Raw genomic sequence first — 21312 nt, forward strand, 5'->3', positions numbered from 1 at the left:
CTTGTGCACGCGGTTCGCGTGCACAAGCCCCGTCTCAGCGGTGCAGGAGCCTCGTCTCGGCGATCAGGCGTTGGCGACCGCGACCTGGACCGCGAGGATCGGGCCCTCGGCGTACTCCGTCGCGACGGCGAGGGTCTCCCCCGCCACCAGGTCCTGGTGTGCCTCGGCGGCGTCGAGGAGGCCGCGCGGAGCGGTGATCGACAGGACGATCCGGTCGGAGACCTCGAGGCCGGCGTCCTTGCGGGCCTGCTGGATCGCGCGGATCAGGTCGCGGGCGGCACCCTCGGCCTCGAGCTCGTCGGTCAGCACCGTGTCGAGGACGACGAAGCCACCGCGCGGCAGGACACCGGTCGCGGTCCCACCGGAGGCATCGCCGGCAACGGTCTCGAGCGTGTACTCACCCTCGACCAGGGCCAGGCCACCCGCCGTCACGACGCCTGCGGCATCGACGGACCAGTCACCGGTCTTGGAGCCCTTGATCGCCAGCTGCACGTCCTTGCCGAGGCGCGGACCGGCGGCGCGGGCGTTGACCGTGAGCTTCTGCTCCACGCCGTACGCCGACGCCTCGTCGCTGTCGGCCGCAACGAGCTGCACGGACTTCACGTTGACCTCGTCGGCCACGATGCCGGCAAACGCCGACAGGTCGAGGTCGGAGACGACCGTGAGGCCGGCCAGCGGGAGACGGTTGCGCAGGTTGTTCGCCTTGCGCAGGGCCGAGGTCGCGGAGCAGACGTCACGGACGACGTCCATCGCGGCGACGAGCTCCTCGTCCTCCGGCAGGTCGTCGACGGACGGCCAGTCGGCGAGGTGCACCGAGCGCTCGCCGGTCAGGCCGCGCCAGATCTCCTCGACCGTGAGCGGGGCCAGCGGCGCCAGCACGCGGCAGACCGTCTCCAGCACCGTGTAGAGCGTGTCGAAGGCCGCCTCGTTGTCGGCGGTCACGACGCCGTCGGCCACCCAGAAGCGCTCGCGCGAGCGCCGGATGTACCAGTTCGTCAGCACGTCGATGAAGCCGCGCGTGCTCTCGCAGGCGTTGGCCACGTCGTACGCGTCGAGCTGCACGGTGACCTCGCCGACGAAGTCACGGAGCTTGGCGAGCAGGTAGCGGTCGAGCGGGTCGCTCGAGTCCGTACGACGCGTCGCGGTGTAGTCAGCCGCGTTGGCGTACAGCTGGAAGAAGTACCAGGACGACCAGAGCGGGATCAGCACCTGGCGGACCGAGTCGCGGATGCCCTGCTCGGTGACGACCAGGTTGCCGCCACGCAGGATCGGCGAGGACATCAGGAACCAGCGCATCGCGTCGGCGCCGTCGCGGTCGAAGACCTCGGCCACGTCCGGGTAGTTGCGCAGCGACTTCGACATCTTCTGGCCGTCCGAACCGAGCACGATGCCGTGGCTCACGCAGGACTTGAACGCCGGGCGGTCGAAGAGCGCGGTCGCCAGGATGTGCAGCGTGTAGAACCAGCCGCGGGTCTGGCCGATGTACTCGACGATGAAGTCGGCCGGGAAGTTCGCCTCGAACCAGTCGGCGTTCTCGAACGGGTAGTGGTTCTGCGCGAACGACATCGATCCGGAGTCGAACCAGACGTCGAGGACGTCGGTGACCCGGCGCATCGTCGACTGGCCGGTCGGGTCGTCCGGGTTCGGACGCGTCAGGTCGTCGACGTACGGGCGGTGGAGGTCCGTGACCTCGACGCCGAAGTCCTTCTCCAGCTCGGCGAACGAGCCGTAGACGTCGACGCGCGGGTACTCCGGGTTGTCGGACTTCCAGACCGGGACCGGGGAGCCCCAGAAGCGGTTGCGGGTGATCGACCAGTCGCGGGCGTTCTCGACCCACTTGCCGAACTGGCCGTGCTTGATGTGGTCCGGGGTCCACGAGATCTGCTCGTTGAGCTCACCCATGCGGCCCTTGAACTTGGTGACCTCGACGAACCACGACGACACAGCCATGTAGATCAGCGGCTGGCGGCAGCGCCAGCAGTGCGGGTAGCTGTGGTCGTAGGTCTCCTGGCGGAACAGCACGGTGCCGGGGGTCACCTTGCCGGTCGTGGCCTTGAGGTCCGCGATGACCGGCTTGTTGGCGTCGAAGACCTGCAGGCCGGCGTACTCCTCGACGGGGAAGGTGAACTTGCCGTCCTTGCCGACCGGCACGACGGTCTCGACACCGGCAGCGTCGAGGACGGCCTTGTCGTCCTCACCGAAGCCCGGCGCGAGGTGCACGATGCCCGTGCCGTCCTCGGTCGTGACGAAGTCGGCGACGAGCACCCGGTGGGCGTTGTCGGCACCGGCGTAGTAGCTGAACGGCGGCAGGTAGCGACGGCCCGCGAGCTCGGCACCAGTGAAGGTCGCGACGACGGTCGCCTCCTCGCCGAGCTCCTTCTTGTACGCCGCCACGCGGCCCTCGGCGAGCAGGAAGCGGCCGGCGACCTCACCCGTCGACTCGACCAGCGCGTAGGTGACGTCCGGACCGACCGCGACGCCCATGTTGGACGGCAGGGTCCACGGGGTCGTGGTCCAGATCAGGACGTTCGCACCGTTGAGCGGGTCAGCCGCGTCGTCGGAGTCGGCCAGCTTGAAGCCGACCGTCAGCGCCGGGTCCTGACGCATCTTGTAGACGTCGTCGTCCATGCGCAGCTCGTGGTTCGACAGCGGCGTCTCGTCGTTCCAGCAGTACGGCAGGATCCGGAAGCCCTCGTAGACCAGGCCCTTCTCGTGGAGCTGCTTGAAGGCCCAGATGACCGACTCCATGAACTCGGGGTTCATGGTGCGGTAGTCGTTGTCGAAGTCGACCCAGCGCGCCTGGCGCGTGACGTAACGCTGCCACTCGTCGGCGTACTTGAGGACGGAGGCGCGGCACGCCTCGTTGAACCTCTCGATGCCGAGCTCGTGGATCTCGTCGGTGGTCTTGAGGCCGAGCTGGCGCATCGCCTCGAGCTCGGCGGGCAGGCCGTGGGTGTCCCAGCCGAAGCGGCGCTCCACCCGCTTGCCGCGCATCGTCTGGTAGCGCGGGATCAGGTCCTTGACGTAGCCCGTCAGCAGGTGGCCGTAGTGCGGCAGGCCGTTGGCGAACGGAGGGCCGTCGTAGAAGACGAACTCGTCACCGCCGTCGGCGCGCGTCGGGCGCTGGTCGATGGAGGCCTGGAAGGTGCCGTCCTTCTCCCAGTAGGCCAGCACGGCCTCCTCGATGCTCGGGAAGCGGGGGGACGCGGGGACGCTCGTTGCGTCGGTGTGGCTGACCTTCGGATAGGTCATCTCGGCTCCTGCGGGGTACGTCGTTCTCGGGTCTCTTCCAGATTTCTCTGGGCCACGAGGACGACCTTCCGGCCGCGGTACCACCTCGCTTGCCGGCGTACGCCGACCGCTTCGTTGTGGCTGTGACGGGCCACCCGTCCGGTTCTACTGACGCCCGACTGCTGCGCGTTCTTCCGGAGGCTCGCCGCTGATGACGGCTCAGACGCCTTGGGCAGAATCGTACGGCGTGGCGCGCATCTCGTGGCAATCGGATTCGCCGGGCGCAAGGATGACGGTCGTGAGCACCTACGCCCTCGACGCCGCCGTCGCCTCCACCCCGCTGGGAGACGGCGTGCATCGCGTCGCCGTCACGACGGACTGGAACACCGCCAACGGCACCCCCAACGGCGGCTACATCCTGGCCCTGGTCCTGAACGCCGTCCTGCAGGAAGCGGCCGAGCCCGACCCGCTCAGCATCGCGATCACGTACTTCCGGCCGGCCCAGGCGGGCGACGCCGAGATCCGCGTGCGGCAGGTGCGCGCCGGCCGCCGGGTCTCGACGTACGACGCCCTGGTGGTGCAGGGCGACAAGGAGGTCGCGCACGCCGTCGTCTCGACGCACGACTGGGACCAGGCCGGCGCGGTGACCAACACTCCGCACGGTGCTCCGGAGATGCCGAAGCCCGAGGCGTGCGCCGACCTGACGACCGTCATCCCGGGCGGGATGGTGCCGATCCTGGATCGCTACACCTACCGCGCCGCGGCGATCCCGGGCTGGCTCGAGGGCTCCCCCAGCGGCACGACGGAGTCGCTGTGCTGGATCCGGACCTCGGACGCGCGGCCGGTCGACGCGATGCTCGCCGGCGCGATGACCGATGCATTCCCGCCGGTGACGGCCGAGATCGGTCACCTGGCCTCGGCGACGATCCAGCTCACCGTGCACTTCCGCCGTCGGCCGGAGACGACCTGGGCGCTCGGCCACGTCGTGACGCGGCACGTCATCGATGGCTATGCCGACGAGGACGTCGAGCTCTGGGACGAGCAGGGCCGGCTCATCGCCCAGTCGCGCCAGCTGGCCATTCTCGCCGGCTGAGCGAGTCTGGCGGGCTGAGCGAACCTCAGCGCAGGAGCGCGGGGACCAGGCCGGCGACGCGGGCCTGGAGGTCAGCCCCTGCCTGCGGGTCACCGGCGAGGTGGGCGAAGACGGCCTTCTCGAAGAGCCCGTCGATCAGCGTGTACGTCGTCGGCTCGTCGTACGCCGGAGTCGCGCCCGCGAGCTCCGCGAACCGGGTGACGATGCGCCACACCATCGCCTCTAGGGTGTTGTCGATCGTGATGACGTCGTCGCGCAGCTCGGCTTCGTACATCGCGGCCGTGCGCAGGTCGTACCAGAGCCGGTGCATCGCGATGTCGTCGTGGAGCGTCTGGACGAGGCGCTCGCTGAATCGCTGGCCGAGCTCCTCCGGCGTCTGCGACTCCTCGACGACGTCGTCGTAGCGGGTGACGCAGACCTTCTTGTACTCCCGGACGGCGTGGATGATCAGCTCGACCTTGGAGTCGAAGTAGTAGTGCACGACGCCGTGCGAGAAGGGCGAGTTCTGCGCGATCTCGCGCAGGGAGGTGCGCGCGTAACCCAGCTCGCCGAGCGTCTGCAGCGCCGACGCCGCCAGCTCGGCCCGACGGGCGTCGGTCTTCGCTGCGCCGCGGGCGGCGGGCACGGTCACGGCAGTCATAGCGGGAAGTGTAAGTGTTCATGGACCGACGCGCCCGGTCGGTTCACAGAGGGTGACCCCCGTAGAATCCGCTCACGTGACTGAGAATCTGATCGAGACCTCCGCCTGGGGCCACGGCCTCGCGACCCTCGCCGCTGACGGCACCACCCTCGACGTGTGGTTCCCGGCTCCCGCGCTCGGCGCGAAGCCGGCCGACGCGGAGGTCCCGGCCGAGCTGACCGCGCTGGCGACCGCCGATGCCGATCGTGGTGTCACGCGCGAGGTCGTCACGGTCGAGATCGCCGATCTCGGCACCGGTCCGGCGTCGGCCGCAGATGCGTGGCTGCGCCTGCACCTGCTCTCCACCCGCCTCGTGCAGCCGCACGGCCTGTCGCTCGACGGCGTCTTCGGCCTCCTCGCCAACGTCGTGTGGACCTCCCAGGGTCCGTGCGCGGTCGACGGCTTCGAGCTCACCCGCGCCCGCCTCAAGGCCGCCGGTCGTCCGGTCGCGGTCTACGGCGTCGACAAGTTCCCGCGCATGGTCGACTACGTCGTGCCCTCCGGCGTACGCATCGCCGACGCGGACCGCGTCCGCCTCGGCGCGCACCTCGCCTCCGGCACGACCGTCATGCACGAGGGCTTCGTGAACTTCAACGCCGGCACGCTCGGCACCTCGATGGTCGAGGGCCGCATCTCCGCCGGCGTCGTCGTCGGCGACGGCTCGGACATCGGTGGCGGCGCCTCGATCATGGGCACGCTCTCCGGTGGCGGCAAGCAGGTCATCTCCGTCGGTCAGCGCTGCCTGCTGGGCGCCAACTCGGGCCTGGGCATCTCGCTCGGCGACGACTGCGTCATCGAGGCCGGCACCTACATCACCGCCGGCTCCAAGGTCACCCTCGCCGACGGCTCGGTCGTGAAGGCCGGCTCGCTGTCGGGTGCGTCCAACGTGCTGTTCCGCCGCAACTCGGTCTCGGGTGCACTCGAGGCCGTGGCGTGGAAGGGCGAGGGCATCGCCCTCAACGCCGCGCTGCACGCCAACGACTGACCGCGTTCGACGAGCGACGGCGAAGGGGAAACAGGTGCGGGTCCGCAGCGCTGTGACCACCCTCGCCGTCCTCGCGGGCGTCGGGGCCGTCGGCGTCGCGGTCGTCCGCGGCACCGGTCCCCTGCCTGACCCGGAGGGCTGCACCGCCCTCGTCGAGGGCCACCACGTGGCGCTCGACACCGAGCAGGCGGAGAACGCCGCACTGATCGCCGCGATCGGCGTCCACCGCGACCTCCCGGCCCGTGCCGTCAGCATCGCGCTGGCCACGGCATACCAGGAGTCGAAGATGATCAACGTCGAGCACGGTGACCGCGACTCCCTCGGGCTCTTCCAGCAGCGGCCCTCGCAGGGCTGGGGCACCGAGGCGCAGATCCTCGACCCGGTCCATGCCACCAATGCGTTCTACGACGCGCTCGTGAAGATCGACGGCTACGAGTCGATGCGGATCACCGAGGCAGCGCAGAAGGTGCAGCGATCGGCGTACCCGGAGGCGTACGAGGACCACGCCGAGGACGGCCGGGCGCTCGCCTCGGCGCTGACCGGCTGGTCCGCGCACACGTTCACCTGCGTGGTCCGCCCGGACGAGACCTACGACGACCAGCGGCTCTCCGTCGTACAGGACGAACTGCGCAACGTCTTCGGCGCGACGGCGACGAAGGTCAGCACGCGTGGCGTGCTCGTGGAGGAGCATGCCGACGGTGCCGCTGCCCGCCGTCAGGGATGGGCGATGGCGTCCTACCTCGTGGCCCAGGCGAAGCGCCTCGGCATCAGCCAGGTCAGCTACGACGGGCGGGTCTGGCACGACGGTGATGCGAGCGAGGACGGCTGGACCGCGCACGGCACTGCCGACGGTGTCGAGGTCACCGTCCGCTGAACGCCGCCCCTGCCAGCGCCAAACTGTCAGACTGACAGTCTGGCCAGGCGGTCGGCTGAGCGCGTCAGGCGCCGAGGCGGGCGATGGCGGCGTCGATGCGCTCGTCGGTCGCGGTGATCGCGATCCGCACGTGCTGCGCGCCTGCAGGGCCGTAGAAGTCACCCGGCGCCGCGAGGATGCCGCGCTCGGCCAGCCACTGGACGGTGTCCCAGCAGTTCTCACCGCGGGTCGACCAGAGATAGAGGGCCGCCTCGGAGTGGTCGACAGTGAAGCCCGCCTGCTCCAGGGCCGCCTTGAGCCGTACGCGGCGCGCGGCGTAGCGGGCGTACTGCTCCTCCGCGTGCGCGTCGTCGCCGTAGACCGCGGTCATGACCTCCTGGACCGGACCGGGGACGATCAGGCCGAGGTTCTTGCGGACCGCGAGGAGCTCCTTGATGACCGCCGGGTCGCCGGCGACGAATCCGGCGCGGTAGCCCGCCAGGTTGGAGCGCTTCGAGAGCGAGTGGACGACGAGGATCCCCTCGGCGCTGCCTCCGCTGATCGACGGGTGGAGCACCGACGTCGCGGAGCCCTCCCAGACGCAGTCGAGGTAGCACTCGTCGGAGACCAGCAGGACGCCGCGCTCGCGGCACCAGTCGACGACCTTCTTGAGGTGCTCCGGCGGCAGCACGCGGCCCGTCGGGTTGGACGGGCTGTTGAGCCAGAGGATCTTGGGCGTCTGCGGACCGAACGCCGTCAGCGAGTCAGCCGCCATCGGCGTCGCGCCGACCAGCGCCGCCCCGACCTCGTACGTCGGGTAGGCAGCCTCGGGGAACGCGACCAGGTCGCCCTCACCCACGCCGAGGTGGAACGCCAGCTGGGCGATGAGCTCCTTGGTGCCGACGACCGGAAGGATCTGGTCGAGGCCGAGGCCCGTGACACCGTGGACGCGTGCGAACCAGTCGCTGATCGCCTGACGGGTCGCGGGCAGGCCGATCGTCGTCGGGTAGCCCGGCCAGTTGGCCGCAGCCACGAGCGCGTCGATCGCGACCTGCGGCGTCGGGTCGACCGGCGTACCGATCGAGAGGTCGACGATGCCGTCAGCGTGCGCGCGCGCCGTGGCGGCGTACGACGTCAGCTTGTCCCAGGGGAAGTCGGGGAGACGACCCGAGACGGAACCGGGGAGGGTCACTCCTGGTTCTGCGGGGGAAGCTCGGCGATGATCGGGTGGTCCTTGTCGATCTCACCCATCTTCGCCGCACCACCCGGCGAACCGAGGTCGTCGAAGAAGTGCACGTTGGCGTCGTAGTACTGCTTCTGGTCGGCCGGGACGTCGTCCTCGTAGTAGATCGCCTCGACCGGGCAGACCGGCTCGCAGGCGCCACAGTCGACGCACTCGTCCGGGTGGATGTAGAGCATCCGCTTGCCCTCGTAGATGCAGTCGACGGGGCACTCGTCGACGCATGCGCGGTCCTTGACGTCGACACACGGCTGCGCGATGACGTAGGTCATCTGATCCTCCAGAGGGGCTTAACGGAAAGCTGCGGGGCCAGCCTAGTATCCCCGCCATGTCCGACGGCAGCCGCTCTCCCTATCTGGGCCCCCACGTGGTCGGCCAGCGTGTCGTCGTACGCCGCCTGGTGCCGGGTGCAACGGGCCCGACAGGCGGGCCGGCGTTCACCGATGTGCTCGGCGAGTGCGTCGCCTGGGACCCATGTGTCGTCGTCACGGCCACGGGTGAGCGCGTCGAGATCCCTCTCGACCTGATCGTGTCCGGCAAGCCGGTCCCGCCGCGCCCGTCCGTGCGGCTGCGCGCCTCGGTCGCGGAGTGCGAGTCGCACGTCGCGGGGCTGTGGTCGTCGGCGGAGACGGCCGCGATCGGCGCGTGGCAGGTCCGCTCGTCCCGGACGGTCGGGCGCAAGCGCGCCAACTCGTGCCTGGCCGTCGTGGACCCCGGCCTCCCCCTGAGCGAGGCGCTGGACGCCGTCGGCGCCGCCTACGACGCCCTTGGCAAGCCGGCCCTGCTCCACGTGGAGGCCGATTCCGACCTCGAGGGTGCCCTGCTCGCCCTCGGCTGTACGCCGGCCGGCGGCGAGGCCGACTTCCTCCTTGCCGGCGTGACGCGCGCGCTCCGCGCCGCCGGGCGGCCCTCGGTCGCCGTCGACCTGTCGGCGTCAGGCGCCCACGCGATCGCCGAGGTCAGCAGCGCCTGCGACGCGATCGCCGAAGCAGCAGCGAGCATCGACGGCGACTGGATCGGCATCCACGACCTCCTGGTCGACCCGTCGCACCGGCGACGGGGCCTGGCCCGATCGGTGGTCGCCTCACTGCTCGAGTGGGGAGTCGAGCAGGGCGCGTCGACAGCGTGGCTGCACGTCGAGACCGACAACGCCGCGGCCCGCGCGCTCTACTCGTCACTCGGCTTCGTCGAACACCACCGCATGCGCTACATCGCGCTGCCTGGCTGACCGAAACCCGCGACTCGACACGTCAAAACCCGGGTCTCGGCGCGCCAAAACCCGGGTCTCGGCGGTCAGGGCGCGGGCTTCGGGGGCTTGCAGACCACCCGGTCGGCCGCGTTGTAGTGCGTGTGCATCTTCTCGACGCGCACCTCGGATCCGTTGCGCCGGAAGTGCCGGTAGACGTCGATGTCGAAGCCCGTGTTGGGCTCCTGCGGCTCGCAGTCGGGAGCCCGCGAGACCCGCTCCCCCGGTGGCACGACGTTGTAGCGATCGCCGGTCGTGGCGGTGATGTCCCAGTGCTTCGTCGACCACATGCTGACGGTCACCACACCCGAGCTGGACGGCGTCGACTTCTGCACGTGGGTCTCGATCAGGACCCCGTAGGGGGTGTCGTTCTGGAACTTCAGGTCGACGGTCGGCCAGGCGACCGTCGCCTCGCGGCCGACCGGATAGCGGTCGAAGTAGAGGCTGTGCGGCTTGTGCTGGATGTCCTTCAGGCCGGCGAAGAACGCGGCGTTGAAGGTCGTGGTCGCCACCTGCGAGACCCCACCGCCGAGCGCCGTCGTGATCTCGCCGCCGTCGATGACGTAGCCCTCGACGAATCCGTTGGCCTTCGTGCGCTGGCCCACGGTGTCGTTGAGCGAGAAGGTCTCGCCGGGCGCGAGGACCGTGCCGTTGATCAGGCTCAGGGCACGGGGGATGTTGATGTTGCGGTAGTCGGTGTGCGGGTAGTAGGTCGTGAAGGTCGAGACCTTCTCCATGATCCCCCACTTCCGGGCATCCGCGGTGGTGACCTCGGGCTTCTCGACGGTGGCCTCCACCGCGAGCCGGCGGCTGGCGCCGGTCTTCGTCAGGACGTCGGGAAGCGCCGCGGTCACGTCGTCGGGGTCATAGCCGACACCGGGCTTGCCCGGCACCACCGTCGGTACGCCGCGGACGAGCTCCACCGTCGCGTCGACCGGCTTGCCGGCGTCGCCGAGGTGAGCGTTGACGATGCTGGCAAGGCGCTTGCCGTTGACCTTCGGCACCAGCCGACCGTTCTCGGCGACCATCGACAGTGCCGGCGCGAGCTCCGCCGGCCGCAGCACGAGCTTCTGGGTGTCGAAGACGAGTGTCACCGGCCCGCTCATCGCGGGCGTCGCGAACTCCTCGAGCGCAGCATGGACGTCGTCGTCGCTGATCGCGGGCTGTACGTCGGTCAACGGCAGCGTCACACCCTGCCCGGCGACGTACGCCGCGAGGAGGGAGGCCCTGGTCGCAGCGGGGTCGAGGCCGAGACCCGACTGGGCGGGCACCGCCTTCGCGCGGCTGCCGACGAAGCGCACAGCGCCCTCACGCGGCGCAGTGCCGTGACGCTCGTCGAGGCCGGCGACGACCTGACCGAGCGCGGCGTCGTCGACGTCGACCACCGGCGCCACCTCGTCGGCACCCGCGTAGTAGTCCCACAGACGGCGCGGGTCGAAGGACCGCCCGCCGCCCGCCTTCTCCACGGTGGCCGCCGCATCGAAGTGGAAGCCGAGCTGCTCGGCCGTGAAGGTCTCCGTCGTGCCGCCGACGGTGACGCCGACCGTGTCGTGGCCTGCGAACTCCTTCTCCAGGCGCGCCTGCGCGACCGCCGGGGCCAGTCCGCCCAGCTCGACCCCGGCGACCGAGGTGCCACGCGGGAGCCGGTCAGCAGCGAATGCCCACGCGGCCGCGTAGAGCCCGCCGGCCAGCAGGGTGACCAGCAGGAGCGAGAGAACGACTGCGCCGCCGCCGAGCCGGCGACCCATCAGAGGCCCGCGAAGAGATCGGTCTCGAAACCGTCGTCGCCGACCGCGCCCTTGGCGCCCTTCGCGAGGCGGTAGAACTCGGTGCTCCAGAAGGCGGTGCCGACCGATCCGCCCATCGCGAAGAACGGGCCCTCGGGGTCGATCTGGGTGCGGTGCGCCTTCATCGCGTCGATCTTCTTCTCGCCGAACTCCCCACCGTCGACAGCCGCCGCGAGCCAGGCATCCGGCGTCGTGAACGGACCCATGTCTCCGTCAGGATCCATCCCAGCGAAGGTCTCGGTGTCACCGCTGGCGCGCAGCGCGCGGAGGCTGTCGCGCATGCGGCCCTCGGACATCGCGCACCAGTAGATCTTGGCGATGTCGTGGGGCTCGCCGAGGTCGGGCTTGTAGGACTCCACGGCGGCCAGCTGGGCGGCGTACATCGCGACGCGGTGCGCCTGGATGTGGTCGGGGTGGCCGTAGTTGCCGAACTCGTCGTAGGTGACCAGGACCTGCGGGCGGACCTCGCGGATCACCTTCACCAGCTCGTCGGCCGCCTTCGTCAGGTCGGCGTTGGCAAAGGCGCGCTCGTCGGTCTCGTCGGCGGCGATCGCGTAGCCCTTCTCGTGCCACTTCATGCCGGAGTCGCGGAACGCACCGAAGCCGCCGAGGAAGCGGTGGTCAGTGACGCCGAGGATCTCCATCGCGGCCGCGAGCTCCTCGCGACGGTGGTCGCCGAGGGTGTCGTCCTGGTCGGCCGCGATGTGCGCCAGCTCCGGGACGAGGACCTCACCGAGCTCACCGGCCGTGCAGGTCACGAGCGTGACCTGGCGCCCCTCGGCGACGTAACGCGCCATGGTCGCGCCGTTCTGGATCGTCTCGTCGTCGGGGTGGGCGTGGACCAGCAGGAGGCGCATGTCAGCGGGCGCAAGGCTCATGCGGGCAACCCTAGCCAGCAGCGCAGACAATCACTGGAGGTCGGGACGCTTGATCCGGATCGGTGCCTGCGGGAGGTCAGCGGTGCGCGGGGGCAGGACGACCTGCGTGGGCTCGGGCTCCTCGGCGTCGAGCCATCCGTCGTACTCGTCGACGAGGAGCTCCAGCGCGATCATCGGGGCGTCGGAGGTGACGCACCACGGATGGTCCTCGTCGTCGTCCTCGCCGGCGAGGCGCTCACGCGTCACGTCGGCGTCGAAACCGTCGCGGCGCAGCCGGGCGGCCACGGCCCGGGCGTCGTCCTCCTCGAAGAAGATCCCTCTCATGGGCGCTACGGTGCCAGACATGTCGGACAGCACCACCCCCGGGCCAGAGACCACGCCCGGGCCCGGGACCACTCCCGCGCCTGCCCACGGCGTCCACCTGCGGCGTACCGAGGAACGGGTCGACGAGGTGGCGGCGCTCGCCACGGCGTGCGGCGGGGCCGTCGGGGTCGGCGGTGTGCTCGACCATCTCGAACGCCGGCTGCGGCGCGCCGTCCCGACCGGCCTGAAGGTGTGGAGGCAGTGGGCCTGGGACCGCGCCGACTCGTTCAGCCAGCGCTGGTGGCCGCAGGGCATCACCACCTCCATCGACGCGACCGGCACCCGGCGCGGCCTGGTCGCGGGACGCGAGGTCGTGGTCACCAGCTGGTACTCCCACCAGGTCGCCGGCATCAATAAGGGCGTGCGGATCTCGTTCGTCGACGTCAACGCACGGCGCTACCGCCACGTGCTGCTGGTCGTGCCGAAGGTCGTCGACGGCCAGGTGACGCTCGCTCCCCTGAAGGCACACGCGGGCGGCATCGTCTGGGTCGGCCCGTGGCTCTACGTCGCGGGCACCGCCAAGGGGATCCACGTCTTCCGGCTCGACGACATCGTCGCGATCCCCGACGACCTGTACGACGAGGACGCCGACCGGATCGGACGGCACGGTGACCGCCTCGCCAGCTACGGACACCGCTACGTGCTGCCGCTGCGCTTCTCCTACCGCGCCGCTGCCGACGAGGGTGAGGAGCCGCTGCGCTACTCGTTCCTCTCGCTCGACCGCGACCCGGCCGGCCCTGCGCTGGTCGTCGGCGAGTACGGCCGGCGCAAGCAGACCACCCGGCTGGCCCGGTTCGAGCTCGACCCGGAGACGTACCTGCTCCCGACCGACGAGCGCGGCCTCTCCCGGCCGCTCCTGCTCGAGGGCAGCGGACAGCGCGGCATGCAGGGAGCGTGCGTCGTCGGCGACACCTGGTACCTCACCGCGTCCCACGGACCCTGGGGACTCGGCACCCTGTACGTCGGACGGCCGGGCGCCTGGCGCGCCGTGCGGCGGGCGCTCCCGATGGGGCCCGAGGACATCGCCTACGTGCCCGCGACCGACTCGCTGTGGTCGGTGACCGAGCACCCCGGACGCCGCTGGATCTACAAGCTGCGGCGACCGTCGGTCTGGACCACCGTCCGTTCATGAAGCCCTCAGGTGCCCGTCACTTCGACGGCACCTGCGCACTGCAAGCAATCCTTAACGTCCCGGACGTCCCGCCCCGAGATCCGGCGCGGGCTGACGCCCGGGAGACCTGACATGCACGTCCCGTTCCGCATCGCCACCGCTTCGCTCGCGCTCGTCGCGGGCACGACGGGTGCCGGCCTCGCCGTCATCGGCACGGCGGATGCCGCCGCGCCGCACCCGCACAACGTGATCTACCTGCTGGGCGACGGCATGGGCCGTACCCACGTCACCGCCGGCCGCGAGCGCTTCTACGGCGCCCACGGCAAGCTGAACATGGAGAAGCTCCCGGTCGTCGGCCAGGTGTCGACGTACTCGGTCGAGAAGAACTCCGGGCAGCCCGGCTCGGGCGACTTCAAGCCCAACCTTGTGACCGACTCCGCCTCGGCCGCGACCGCGTGGTCCTCCGGCGTGAAGACCTACAACGCCGCCCTCGGCGTCGACGCCAAGGGCACCGTGAAGGCAACGCTCATGGAAGCCGCCCACCAGGCTGGCCTGGCCACCGGCAACGTCTCGACCGCGGAGATCACCGACGCAACCCCGGCAGGTCAGATGAGCCACGCGCTGGCCCGCGGCTGCCAGGGTCCGACGTACTCCGCCTCCGCGTGCCAGGACACGACGATCACCGGCAGCGCCCTGCCGACCAGCGACGTCCGGGTCACCCCGATCGCCGACCAGGTCGCCCGCAACAACACCGCGGACGTCATCCTCGGCGGCGGCCTGGCCCGCTTCGACGCCGCCGATGAGGACGCGCTGAAGGCGTCGGGCTACGCGGTGCTGGGCTCGCCGGCGTCGCAGACCGTGGCGACGAAGTCCGACCTGTCGGGAGCCACCGGACAGAAGGTCTTCGGCCTGTTCAACAAGGGCAACATGACGATCGAGAAGTTCAAGCAGGACAACCCCGGCTCGGTCCAGGCCGAGGAGCCGACGGTCGCCGACATGACCCGCAAGGCGATCGACCTCCTGCAGGCCAGGAGCACCGCCACGGGCGGCAAGGGTTTCTTCCTCCAGGTCGAGGGCGCCCTCATCGACAAGCGCTCGCACGCCAACGACGCCGCCCAGACGCTCCAGGAGATCAAGGCGTTCGACGACGCGGTCAAGGCGGCGTACGACTTCGCCCAGGCGGACGGCAACACCACCGTGATCGTCACCGCTGACCACGAGTGCGCCGGCTTCAACATCATCGAGAAGGGCACGTTCACCAACGCCGAGGCGACGACTCCTCCGGCGAACGCCGACGCCGTCAACACCGCCAACAGCTCGGTGCTCGCCCGCCCGACGGGTGGTTCGAAGGACGCGACCCGGTCGACGGGCATCCTCAACGCCCCGGGCGCGACCAACGCCAACAACTTCGCCCCGGCCACGTTCCGTACGCCGGACGACGCCGCCGCGGTGACCGACGGCTCGGCCGACGCCAGCCTGTGGCTGACCTACCTCTCGGGCAACCACACCGGCGCCGATGTGCCGATCTTCGCCTTCGGCCCCGGCAGCAAGCGGATCGGTGCCGAGATCGACAACACCGACCTCTTCGGGATCATGGCCAAGGCCGCGGGCCTGAAGGTCACCCGCTGACCCAGCACCCGCGGGACCCGGGTCGGCGCGAGCCGGCCCGGGTCCCGTGCATTCATCCGGAGGACACATGAAGAAGCTCGCCGCCACCGTCCTGACGCTGACCCTCGCGGCCGGCGCCACCGCCTGCTCGGGCACCGATGACGCCGCCACCACCGCGGACCCGACCGTGCAGACGTCGTTCCCCGGACTGGCGACGCCGACCGGAGAGCCCGAACTGCCGGGCATGACCGACGCGCATCCGTCACGGGGCACGGTCACGTGGGTCTCGGGCCCGTTCGACACCCGATTCGACACCCGCGGGCTCCGCTTCGACGGATCGGCGATCCGCGGCGAGCTGGACGTGACCAGCGACGTCAGCGAGATCCTCGACCTGCAGGTGCTCGCCGGCTTCTACGACGCGCGCGGTGCGTACCTCGGCGAGGGCCGCTGGACGCTGCACAGCGAGGACGACAACGTCGGGCGGCCCGACGAGAGCGTGCGCTTCGCCGTGCGCGTGCCGTCGGCGTACGCCGGGAAGGCGGTCGCCGCGACCGTCGGCGTACCGGTGCTGGTCAACGAGTGACGGCTCAGAGCCAGCGCTTGGTCCGCAGCGCGTAGTCGTCCCACTCGTCGCCGAAGTTGCGCTCCATGGCGCGCTCCTCGGGCAGCACCTGGAGCTCGTCGATCGCGACGACGAAGGCGGCGACGGGTAGCCAGGTGGCCGCTCCCCCACGTCCGAGCGCGTGCGCGGCGAGCGCCCCGGCCATGCCGACGTACATCGGGTTGCGCGTGCGCCGGTAGGGGCCGTCGGTCACGAGTGCCGTGGCCTTCTCCGGGTGGAGCGGGTGCACCGTGGTCTGCGCAGCGCGGAACCGCTCGGCGGCTGCGGCCACCAGCCCGACACTGCCCGCCGCAAGAGCCGACGCGGCGACCTTGCGCACCGGACCCGCCCCCTCCTTCGGGGCGAGCAGGCGCTGGACGCCGGCGAAGCCGAGCGCGATGACCGGAGGCGGCACGACAGGCATGGTCCGACGGTAGCGCGGGGTTCAGCGGCGGTCAGCCGCGCTCGGCGTACCAGTGCAGGAGGCGGTCGGCGAACTCCACGACGAGCGTCTCGTCGGGGTACTTGCCGAAGTGGTCGTGCAGCTCGTGGTCGAGGTACGCCACGATGTCGTCGCGCTTCGTGGTGTGGCTCAGCCGCGTGAGGATCGGCTGGATGAGGGGCTCGTACTCGTCGGGGTAGATCCCGTTGGCGGCGTAGTAGCCGAGCGGGTCCCAGTCACTGAGCATGTGACGGACCTCGATGACATCCGTCGATTCGTGCTGCACGGTCATGAGCGGTATCCAAGCACGACCTGTGACGCCCGCCACGCGAAATGCACGAGGACCCCCTGCGCCGTGTCGGCGGACGGGGCCCTCAGCAGGTCACATGCCCGGGATGGCCTGGACCCGCGCCTCCGGTTGAATACGTCCATGACCGTCTGGACCTGCTTCGCCGTCGGGCTCGTGCTCGTGATCGGTACGTCGATCAGCATCATCGGCGCGCTGGTCGTGCCCCGTCGCGTCGACTCCTGGATCACCTCGGCGGTCGACGGTCTCCTCGACCGCACCTTCCTGCTGACGCTCCGGCCGGTCCGGTCCTTCGAGCTGCGCGACCGTGTTCTGGGCTGGCAGGCGCCGCTCGCGCTCGTCGTACGCCTGACGGTGTGGATGGGGCTGCTCGTCCTGGGCTACGCGCTGATGATGATGCCGGACACCGACGGCCACCTCAGCGATGCGTTGCGGGATGCCGGGTCGTCGATGTTCACGCTCGGCTTCGCTGTGCCCCACGGAGGCGACGGCCAGGTGCTCGCCTATCTCGCGGGCTTCACCGGCATGGTCGTCGTCGGCCTGCAGATCGGGTACCTGCCGACGCTGTACTCCGGCTTCAACAAGCGCGAGACCGAGGTGAGCCTCCTGGTCTCGCGGGCCGGCCTGCCCGCCTGGGGCCCCGAGATCCTGCTGCGCACCCACTGGGGCATGGGTGGCGGCGACACCGCCCCGGTGCTCGACGAGCTCTTCGTGCGGTGGGAGCGCTGGACCGCCGAGGTCGCGGAGTCGCACGCGACGTATCCCGCGCTGCTGCGACTGCGTTCGCCACGGGTCGACTCGCACTGGCTGACGTCGCTGATCGCGGTCATGGATGCCGCAGCGCTGCACCTCGCCCTGTCGCCGGACGCGGAGCCGAAGATCAACGCCCGCCTCGTGCTCCGCATGGGCTTCACAACGCTCGACGACATGGCCCGCACGCTCAAGCTCGCCGTACCGTCGCAGAAGTCGATCGACGCCGAGGCGACCCCGGTTTCCGTGACGTACGACGAGTTCGTCGCCGCCACGGCCGCGCTCCGTTCGGTCGACTATCCCGTGACGATGACCGACGAGGAGGCGTGGCCGCACTTCCGCGGCTGGCGGGTCAACTACGACACTGCCGCCCTCGCCCTCTGCCGCGAGCTCGACGCTCCCCCGTCGATGTGGACGGGCCCGCGCCGCTGGCCGTCCGAGCCGCGGGCACCCTGGCGGCCCGCGCCCGGCCGCGGGCGCGTCCGCGACTGACGGCGTACCGTGAAAGCCATGGCCACCGACCCCTTGTGCCCCACCTGCGGGCAGCCGCTACGACATGGCGGACACCTGACTGACGACGACGCCGCACTCGTCGCCCGCACCGGCAACGCCGGCATCACGTTCGAGACCCAGGGACGCTGCGAGAACGAGGCCTGTGCCGACTTCGGGCGCGAGTTCGCCCCGACGGAATGGCTCGATCCCGCCGGGGCCTGACGCACTTCCGTAGAGTGCTGGACGTGACGCGCAACGAGGTGCCCGAGCTCTCCGCTTCGATCCAGATCGCCGCCCCCGTCGAGGAGGTGTGGCAGCTCGTGAGTGATGTGACGCGGATGCCCGAGTGGAGCCCACAGGTCCAGTCCGTGCGCCTGCGCAGCGGCTTCGACGAGGTGTCACTCGGGGCAGAGTTCACCAACCGCAACAGCCTCGGCGGCGGGCTCGACTGGACGACGCACGCCACCATCACCGCGTACGACGCTCCCCGCGAGGTCGCCTTCCGCGTCGAGGAGAACTGGGTGACCTGGCGCTTCGCCCTCTCCCCGACGGACGACGGCACCCTGCTCGTCCAGCACCGCGAGGCGCCCGACGGCATCTCCGACCTGTCGCAGCAACTCACTGACGGCTTCATGGGCGGCACCGAGCAGTTCAGCGACACGATGCGCGCCGGCATGGCCGAGACGCTCGAGCGGATCAAGTCCGCTGCCGAGTTCCACTGACCCACACCGGAGGCATTCATGGCAGTCCGCGTCGACCTCAACGTCTCCCTCGACGGCTTCGCCACCACGACCGACCAGAGCCCGGAGAACCCCTTCGGCGAGGACTGGTCCCGCCTGACCGCGGCGTACGTCGCGACGAAGACGTTCCGCGAGCGGGTCCTCGGCGACCGATCGGGCGCGGGCACGACGGGAGTCGACGACCGCTACGCCGCGGCGTACTTCGAGGAGATCGGCGCCGAGATCATGGGCGCGGGCATGTTCGGACTGCACACCTTCCCCGACGACCCCGAGTGGAAGGGCTGGTGGGGCGACGAGCCGCCGTTCCGCTGCCCGGTCTTCGTCCTGACCCACACGGCGCGGCCATCGATCACGTTCGACAACGGCACGTCGTTCCACTTCATCAGCGCGACGCCGCACGAGGCGCTCGCGCGGGCGCTCGAGGCGGCCGACGGCGCGGACGTGCGGATCGGTGGCGGCGCCTCGGTCGCGCGCTACTTCCTCGCCGCCGGCCTCGTGGACCAGCTGCACGTCGCGATCGCTCCGATCCTGCTCGGCAGCGGCATCCGGCTGTGGGACGACCTGCGCGGCCTCGAGGCGGGTTACCAGGTCACCAGCGAGACCGCGGAGAGCGGCACCGTCCACGTCACCTTCCGCCGGTAGGCCTCCGGACGACGAGAGCCAGCGCAGCCACGGCGGCCACGAGCTCCGCGACGAAGCTCGCCGTCTTCCCGGCGAACCACAGTGGTTCGTACATGTCCGGAAGCGGCCCGATCCGCCCCGGATCCATCCAGGTGTACGCCGCGACGGCAGCCGCTCCCCCCGCGGCGACGGCCAGCGCCGCGAGCGCAGTCCACCGACGCGGCCACACCACGACCCCCACGGCCGCGAGCGCCGCGGCGACTCCTTCGATGCGAAACAGCGTCGCCTGGCTGACCACCGACGTGGCGACGAGGCGGTAGTCGTCGGCGTACCGCAGGTGCACCCAGGCGTCCACGGCCAGGCCGCCCACCACGAGCGGGACGAGCAACCACCGGCGCAGGTCCATGGCACGCCTCCTTCTCGCGTGACACGAGACGCGGCCGCGGACGGTTCACGGTGAACCATCCGGCCTCCCGCCTCGTGTCACTGGGGACGGCGGCGCCGAGCCGCATGGACACAGCGAAACGAGGACGCCATGGACGCGACACGACACGGGCAGCCCGCGCGGGCGGGCGCGGCGGCGCTGGTCGGCCTTGCCGCCGCCCTGCTGGCCGGCTGCGGCGGCTCGACCCCCGCGGACTCGGGCAGCGGCGAAGGCCCGGAGCAGATCGGGACGGCCACCGGCGAGTACGGCACCTACCTGACTGCGGACGACGGCAAGGCCGTCTACCTATGGGAGGGCGACCACAGCGGTACGTCGGCCTGCTCGGGGGCCTGCGCAGGCGCGTGGCCGCCGGTCCTCACCGACGGCGCACCCCACGCCGGCAGCGGGGTGGCCACCGGCCAGCTCGGCACCGTCAAGCGGTCGGACGGGACGACCCAGGTCACCTACGCCGGCCACCCCCTCTATTACTACGCAGGCGACGGCAGCGCGGGCAGCACCAACGGCGAGGGAAGCAAGGGCTTCGGCGCCGCTTGGTGGCTCGTCGCACCGGGCGGCACCGCGGTCATGGAGAAGGACGAGTCGCCCTCCCCGACGGACTCCTCGTCGTCCGACGACGGTGGCTACTGACCGGGCCGGCGCTCCCCGCGCCGGTGCTCCCCGCGCCGGTGAATCCGGGAGCACACTGGAGGACGTGACCGCGCGTCCGCTCCGCGACGACGGCCTGCTCCGCGCCCTGCACGACGAGCACGGCCCGGCGTTGTGGCACTACGCGCTCGGCCTGACCGGCGGCGACGTGGCGCATGCGGAGGACGTCGTCCAGGAGACGCTCCTGCGGGCCTGGCGGCACCCTCAGGCGTTCGAACCGCGACGGGGATCGCCCCGTGCCTGGCTCTACACGGTGGCGCGGCACATCGTCGTCGACGACCACCGCTCCGCCCGCAGCCGGCACGAGGCGGCGACCGGTCGCGTGCCCGAGCAGGAGGTGCCGGACGAGACGACGCACGTGCTCGACCAGGCCCTGATCAGCGAGGCCCTCGCGCGCCTCTCGACCGAGCATCGCGCGGTGCTCCAGGAGTGCTACTACCGCGGCCGCAGCGTCGCCGAGGCGGCCGTCGTGCTGGGCATCCCGCCCGGCACCGTGAAGTCCCGGACCCACTACGCCCTGCAGGCGCTGCGCCTGGCGGTCGACGAGCTCGGAGGTGAGCGATGAGCACCGATCCCTGGGAGTACGCCGACGCGGCCTACGCGCTGGGCGCGCTCGAGCCCGACGAGCGGGCGGCGTTCGAGAGGCATCTCGCGAGCTGTGAGGCGTGCCGGTCACGCGTGACGTCGGCCGGATCCGCCGTCGGCCTGCTGGCGCGCGGAGAGAGCCCGGACACTCCCCCGCTTCCGGCGACGCTACTGCCCGGGCTGCTGCACCAGGCGCGACGTGTGCGACGGCGCAGGCTCGTGGTGACCGGCGCACTGAGCGGCGTGGCCGCGGCCTGCGTCCTCGCGGTCGTCCTGGTCGCGGCCCCGCTCCGCGACGGTCCCGCGCGCGAGCCGATGGCCCAGGTCGGCCACCCGCCGATCAGCGCCGAGGCCGCCGTCGTACCCACCGCATGGGGGACGCGGATCACCCTCACCTGCCGCTATCTGGGCGAGCCAGCCGGCTACCGCTACGCCCTGCGCGTGCGTGGCACCGACGGCACTGTCACGACCCTCGGGACCTGGTCGCTCGGCGATCGCGACGTCACCTTCACCGGCGGCACGGCCCTGCCGGTCGCGGAGATCGCCGCCGTGGAGGTGACGGACGGGAGCGGCACGACGCTCCTCACCCTTGACCACCCGGGCGCCTGAA

At 70.9% G+C, this 21312-nt stretch carries 24 protein-coding genes; 14 read left to right on the plus strand and 10 right to left on the minus strand.

Translation table 11 applies throughout. The features are described from left to right. Nucleotides 1–63: 63 nt before the first annotated feature. Nucleotides 64–3252 carry an isoleucine--tRNA ligase gene (gene ileS / locus EPD65_RS09280; RefSeq protein WP_131583427.1) on the minus strand — a complete coding sequence of 1063 codons (3189 nt, stop codon included), beginning with the start codon at nucleotides 3250–3252 and terminating at the stop codon, nucleotides 64–66. A 277-nt stretch (nucleotides 3253–3529) separates the two neighbouring features. Here ileS and EPD65_RS09285 point away from each other — a divergent pair, with 277 nt between their 5' ends. Then, nucleotides 3530–4324, plus strand: coding sequence for an acyl-CoA thioesterase (locus tag EPD65_RS09285; protein ID WP_165872953.1), 795 nt, complete (start codon nucleotides 3530–3532; stop codon nucleotides 4322–4324). A gap of 25 nt (nucleotides 4325–4349) precedes the next feature. Here the strand turns inward: EPD65_RS09285 and EPD65_RS09290 are convergent, their stop codons facing one another. Then, complete coding sequence (locus EPD65_RS09290; RefSeq protein ID WP_131583431.1) at nucleotides 4350–4964, minus strand: TetR/AcrR family transcriptional regulator; 615 nt, start codon at nucleotides 4962–4964, stop codon at nucleotides 4350–4352. Nucleotides 4965–5040: 76 nt separating this feature from the next. On the opposite strand from EPD65_RS09290, the gene dapD reads away from it, so the two are divergent. Further along, nucleotides 5041–5988 (plus strand): 2,3,4,5-tetrahydropyridine-2,6-dicarboxylate N-succinyltransferase, encoded by a 948-nt coding sequence (gene dapD, locus EPD65_RS09295; protein WP_243640524.1) that lies wholly within the window; start codon nucleotides 5041–5043, stop codon nucleotides 5986–5988. 34 nt (nucleotides 5989–6022) lie between these two features. After that, the gene (locus tag EPD65_RS09300; RefSeq protein WP_131583433.1) at nucleotides 6023–6862 is read left to right on the plus strand and encodes a hypothetical protein; all 840 of its coding nucleotides are present in this window, start codon (nucleotides 6023–6025) and stop codon (nucleotides 6860–6862) included. Nucleotides 6863–6926: 64 nt separating this feature from the next. Here the strand turns inward: EPD65_RS09300 and dapC are convergent, their stop codons facing one another. Both dapC and fdxA read right to left on the minus strand, forming a co-directional pair. Then, the gene (gene dapC / locus EPD65_RS09305; RefSeq protein WP_131583435.1) at nucleotides 6927–8033 is read right to left on the minus strand and encodes a succinyldiaminopimelate transaminase; all 1107 of its coding nucleotides are present in this window, start codon (nucleotides 8031–8033) and stop codon (nucleotides 6927–6929) included. Further along, nucleotides 8030–8353 (minus strand): ferredoxin, encoded by a 324-nt coding sequence (gene fdxA / locus EPD65_RS09310; RefSeq protein ID WP_107700536.1) that lies wholly within the window; start codon nucleotides 8351–8353, stop codon nucleotides 8030–8032. Before fdxA ends, dapC begins: the two co-directional genes overlap by 4 nt. Nucleotides 8354–8409: 56 nt before the next feature. On the opposite strand from fdxA, the gene EPD65_RS09315 reads away from it, so the two are divergent. Further along, nucleotides 8410–9309: a GNAT family N-acetyltransferase gene (locus EPD65_RS09315; RefSeq protein WP_131583437.1), complete on the plus strand. Its 900-nt coding sequence runs from the start codon at nucleotides 8410–8412 to the stop codon at nucleotides 9307–9309. 65 nt (nucleotides 9310–9374) lie between these two features. On the opposite strand, the gene EPD65_RS09320 is transcribed toward EPD65_RS09315, so the two are convergent. The 3 genes from EPD65_RS09320 to EPD65_RS09330 are packed head-to-tail and all read right to left on the minus strand — an operon-like array spanning nucleotide 9375 to nucleotide 12316. Next, nucleotides 9375–11075, minus strand: coding sequence for a VanW family protein (locus EPD65_RS09320; RefSeq protein ID WP_131583439.1), 1701 nt, complete (start codon nucleotides 11073–11075; stop codon nucleotides 9375–9377). Next, nucleotides 11075–11992 (minus strand): N-acetyl-1-D-myo-inositol-2-amino-2-deoxy-alpha-D-glucopyranoside deacetylase, encoded by a 918-nt coding sequence (mshB, locus tag EPD65_RS09325; RefSeq protein WP_131583441.1) that lies wholly within the window; start codon nucleotides 11990–11992, stop codon nucleotides 11075–11077. Before mshB ends, EPD65_RS09320 begins: the two co-directional genes overlap by 1 nt. 30 nt (nucleotides 11993–12022) lie before the next feature. Continuing rightward, entirely contained in the window at nucleotides 12023–12316 is a 294-nt protein-coding gene (locus tag EPD65_RS09330) for a hypothetical protein (RefSeq protein ID WP_207891487.1), read from the minus strand. Nucleotides 12317–12335: 19 nt separating this feature from the next. On the opposite strand from EPD65_RS09330, the gene EPD65_RS09335 reads away from it, so the two are divergent. From EPD65_RS09335 to EPD65_RS09345, 3 genes are all read left to right on the plus strand, one after another. Then, nucleotides 12336–13487 (plus strand): hypothetical protein, encoded by a 1152-nt coding sequence (locus EPD65_RS09335; protein ID WP_131583443.1) that lies wholly within the window; start codon nucleotides 12336–12338, stop codon nucleotides 13485–13487. Between the two features lie 111 nt (nucleotides 13488–13598). Further along, on the plus strand, nucleotides 13599–15095 hold the full coding sequence (locus tag EPD65_RS09340; protein WP_131583445.1) for an alkaline phosphatase: 1497 nt from the start codon (nucleotides 13599–13601) through the stop codon (nucleotides 15093–15095). Between the two features lie 67 nt (nucleotides 15096–15162). Then, nucleotides 15163–15657 carry a hypothetical protein gene (locus EPD65_RS09345; RefSeq protein WP_131583447.1) on the plus strand — a complete coding sequence of 165 codons (495 nt, stop codon included), beginning with the start codon at nucleotides 15163–15165 and terminating at the stop codon, nucleotides 15655–15657. 4 nt (nucleotides 15658–15661) lie between these two features. On the opposite strand, the gene EPD65_RS09350 is transcribed toward EPD65_RS09345, so the two are convergent. Further along, on the minus strand, nucleotides 15662–16099 hold the full coding sequence (locus tag EPD65_RS09350) for a methyltransferase family protein (protein WP_131583449.1): 438 nt from the start codon (nucleotides 16097–16099) through the stop codon (nucleotides 15662–15664). A 31-nt stretch (nucleotides 16100–16130) separates the two neighbouring features. Beyond that, on the minus strand, nucleotides 16131–16409 hold the full coding sequence (locus EPD65_RS09355) for a hypothetical protein (RefSeq protein WP_131583451.1): 279 nt from the start codon (nucleotides 16407–16409) through the stop codon (nucleotides 16131–16133). Nucleotides 16410–16547: 138 nt separating this feature from the next. On the opposite strand from EPD65_RS09355, the gene EPD65_RS09360 reads away from it, so the two are divergent. From EPD65_RS09360 to EPD65_RS09375, 4 genes are read left to right on the plus strand one after another with little or no spacing between them, the layout of a single operon-like run. After that, a complete protein-coding gene (locus EPD65_RS09360; protein ID WP_131583453.1) occupies nucleotides 16548–17666 on the plus strand; it encodes a hypothetical protein in 1119 nt (372 codons plus the stop codon). 18 nt (nucleotides 17667–17684) lie between these two features. After that, entirely contained in the window at nucleotides 17685–17888 is a 204-nt protein-coding gene (locus EPD65_RS09365) for a hypothetical protein (RefSeq protein ID WP_131583455.1), read from the plus strand. Between the two features lie 23 nt (nucleotides 17889–17911). Next, complete coding sequence (locus tag EPD65_RS09370; RefSeq protein WP_207891488.1) at nucleotides 17912–18388, plus strand: SRPBCC family protein; 477 nt, start codon at nucleotides 17912–17914, stop codon at nucleotides 18386–18388. 18 nt (nucleotides 18389–18406) lie between these two features. Beyond that, nucleotides 18407–19048 carry a dihydrofolate reductase family protein gene (locus EPD65_RS09375; protein WP_131583459.1) on the plus strand — a complete coding sequence of 214 codons (642 nt, stop codon included), beginning with the start codon at nucleotides 18407–18409 and terminating at the stop codon, nucleotides 19046–19048. Here EPD65_RS09375 and EPD65_RS09380 read toward each other — a convergent pair. Then, complete coding sequence (locus tag EPD65_RS09380) at nucleotides 19032–19433, minus strand: hypothetical protein (protein WP_131583461.1); 402 nt, start codon at nucleotides 19431–19433, stop codon at nucleotides 19032–19034. The genes EPD65_RS09375 and EPD65_RS09380 overlap by 17 nt on opposite strands. Nucleotides 19434–19562: 129 nt before the next feature. On the opposite strand from EPD65_RS09380, the gene EPD65_RS09385 reads away from it, so the two are divergent. The 3 genes from EPD65_RS09385 to EPD65_RS09395 all read left to right on the plus strand — a co-directional run bounded on the left by EPD65_RS09385 (nucleotide 19563) and on the right by EPD65_RS09395 (nucleotide 21311). After that, nucleotides 19563–20099: a COG4315 family predicted lipoprotein gene (locus EPD65_RS09385; protein WP_207891489.1), complete on the plus strand. Its 537-nt coding sequence runs from the start codon at nucleotides 19563–19565 to the stop codon at nucleotides 20097–20099. Nucleotides 20100–20163: 64 nt separating this feature from the next. Next, a complete protein-coding gene (locus EPD65_RS09390) occupies nucleotides 20164–20682 on the plus strand; it encodes a sigma-70 family RNA polymerase sigma factor (RefSeq protein WP_131583463.1) in 519 nt (172 codons plus the stop codon). After that, nucleotides 20679–21311 (plus strand): anti-sigma factor family protein, encoded by a 633-nt coding sequence (locus tag EPD65_RS09395; protein WP_131583465.1) that lies wholly within the window; start codon nucleotides 20679–20681, stop codon nucleotides 21309–21311. Before EPD65_RS09390 ends, EPD65_RS09395 begins: the two co-directional genes overlap by 4 nt. Nucleotide 21312: the final 1 nt, after the last annotated feature.

It is taken from the genome of Nocardioides jejuensis (assembly GCF_004337475.1).
Taxonomy (GTDB): domain Bacteria; phylum Actinomycetota; class Actinomycetes; order Propionibacteriales; family Nocardioidaceae; genus Nocardioides; species Nocardioides jejuensis.

Excerpts from the sequence above, each read along its gene's own strand:
- EPD65_RS09315 (WP_131583437.1), top strand. The coding sequence starts at position 8,410 with ATGTCCGACGGCAGCCGCTCTCCCTATCTGGGCCCCCACGTGGTCGGC.
- EPD65_RS09360 (WP_131583453.1), top strand. The coding sequence starts at position 16,548 with ATGACCGTCTGGACCTGCTTCGCCGTCGGGCTCGTGCTCGTGATCGGT.
- EPD65_RS09375 (WP_131583459.1), top strand. The coding sequence starts at position 18,407 with ATGGCAGTCCGCGTCGACCTCAACGTCTCCCTCGACGGCTTCGCCACC.
- EPD65_RS09340 (WP_131583445.1), top strand. The coding sequence starts at position 13,599 with ATGCACGTCCCGTTCCGCATCGCCACCGCTTCGCTCGCGCTCGTCGCG.
- EPD65_RS09335 (WP_131583443.1), top strand. The coding sequence starts at position 12,336 with ATGTCGGACAGCACCACCCCCGGGCCAGAGACCACGCCCGGGCCCGGG.
- EPD65_RS09320 (WP_131583439.1), bottom strand. The coding sequence starts at position 11,075 with ATGGGTCGCCGGCTCGGCGGCGGCGCAGTCGTTCTCTCGCTCCTGCTG.
- EPD65_RS09290 (WP_131583431.1), bottom strand. The coding sequence starts at position 4,964 with ATGACTGCCGTGACCGTGCCCGCCGCCCGCGGCGCAGCGAAGACCGAC.
- EPD65_RS09395 (WP_131583465.1), top strand. The coding sequence starts at position 20,679 with ATGAGCACCGATCCCTGGGAGTACGCCGACGCGGCCTACGCGCTGGGC.
- EPD65_RS09345 (WP_131583447.1), top strand. The coding sequence starts at position 15,163 with ATGAAGAAGCTCGCCGCCACCGTCCTGACGCTGACCCTCGCGGCCGGC.
- EPD65_RS09330 (WP_207891487.1), bottom strand. The coding sequence starts at position 12,316 with ATGAGAGGGATCTTCTTCGAGGAGGACGACGCCCGGGCCGTGGCCGCC.
- mshB (WP_131583441.1), bottom strand. The coding sequence starts at position 11,992 with ATGAGCCTTGCGCCCGCTGACATGCGCCTCCTGCTGGTCCACGCCCAC.
- ileS (WP_131583427.1), bottom strand. The coding sequence starts at position 3,252 with ATGACCTATCCGAAGGTCAGCCACACCGACGCAACGAGCGTCCCCGCG.
- EPD65_RS09385 (WP_207891489.1), top strand. The coding sequence starts at position 19,563 with ATGGACGCGACACGACACGGGCAGCCCGCGCGGGCGGGCGCGGCGGCG.
- EPD65_RS09365 (WP_131583455.1), top strand. The coding sequence starts at position 17,685 with ATGGCCACCGACCCCTTGTGCCCCACCTGCGGGCAGCCGCTACGACAT.
- EPD65_RS09380 (WP_131583461.1), bottom strand. The coding sequence starts at position 19,433 with ATGGACCTGCGCCGGTGGTTGCTCGTCCCGCTCGTGGTGGGCGGCCTG.
- fdxA (WP_107700536.1), bottom strand. The coding sequence starts at position 8,353 with ATGACCTACGTCATCGCGCAGCCGTGTGTCGACGTCAAGGACCGCGCA.
- EPD65_RS09355 (WP_131583451.1), bottom strand. The coding sequence starts at position 16,409 with ATGACCGTGCAGCACGAATCGACGGATGTCATCGAGGTCCGTCACATG.
- EPD65_RS09350 (WP_131583449.1), bottom strand. The coding sequence starts at position 16,099 with ATGCCTGTCGTGCCGCCTCCGGTCATCGCGCTCGGCTTCGCCGGCGTC.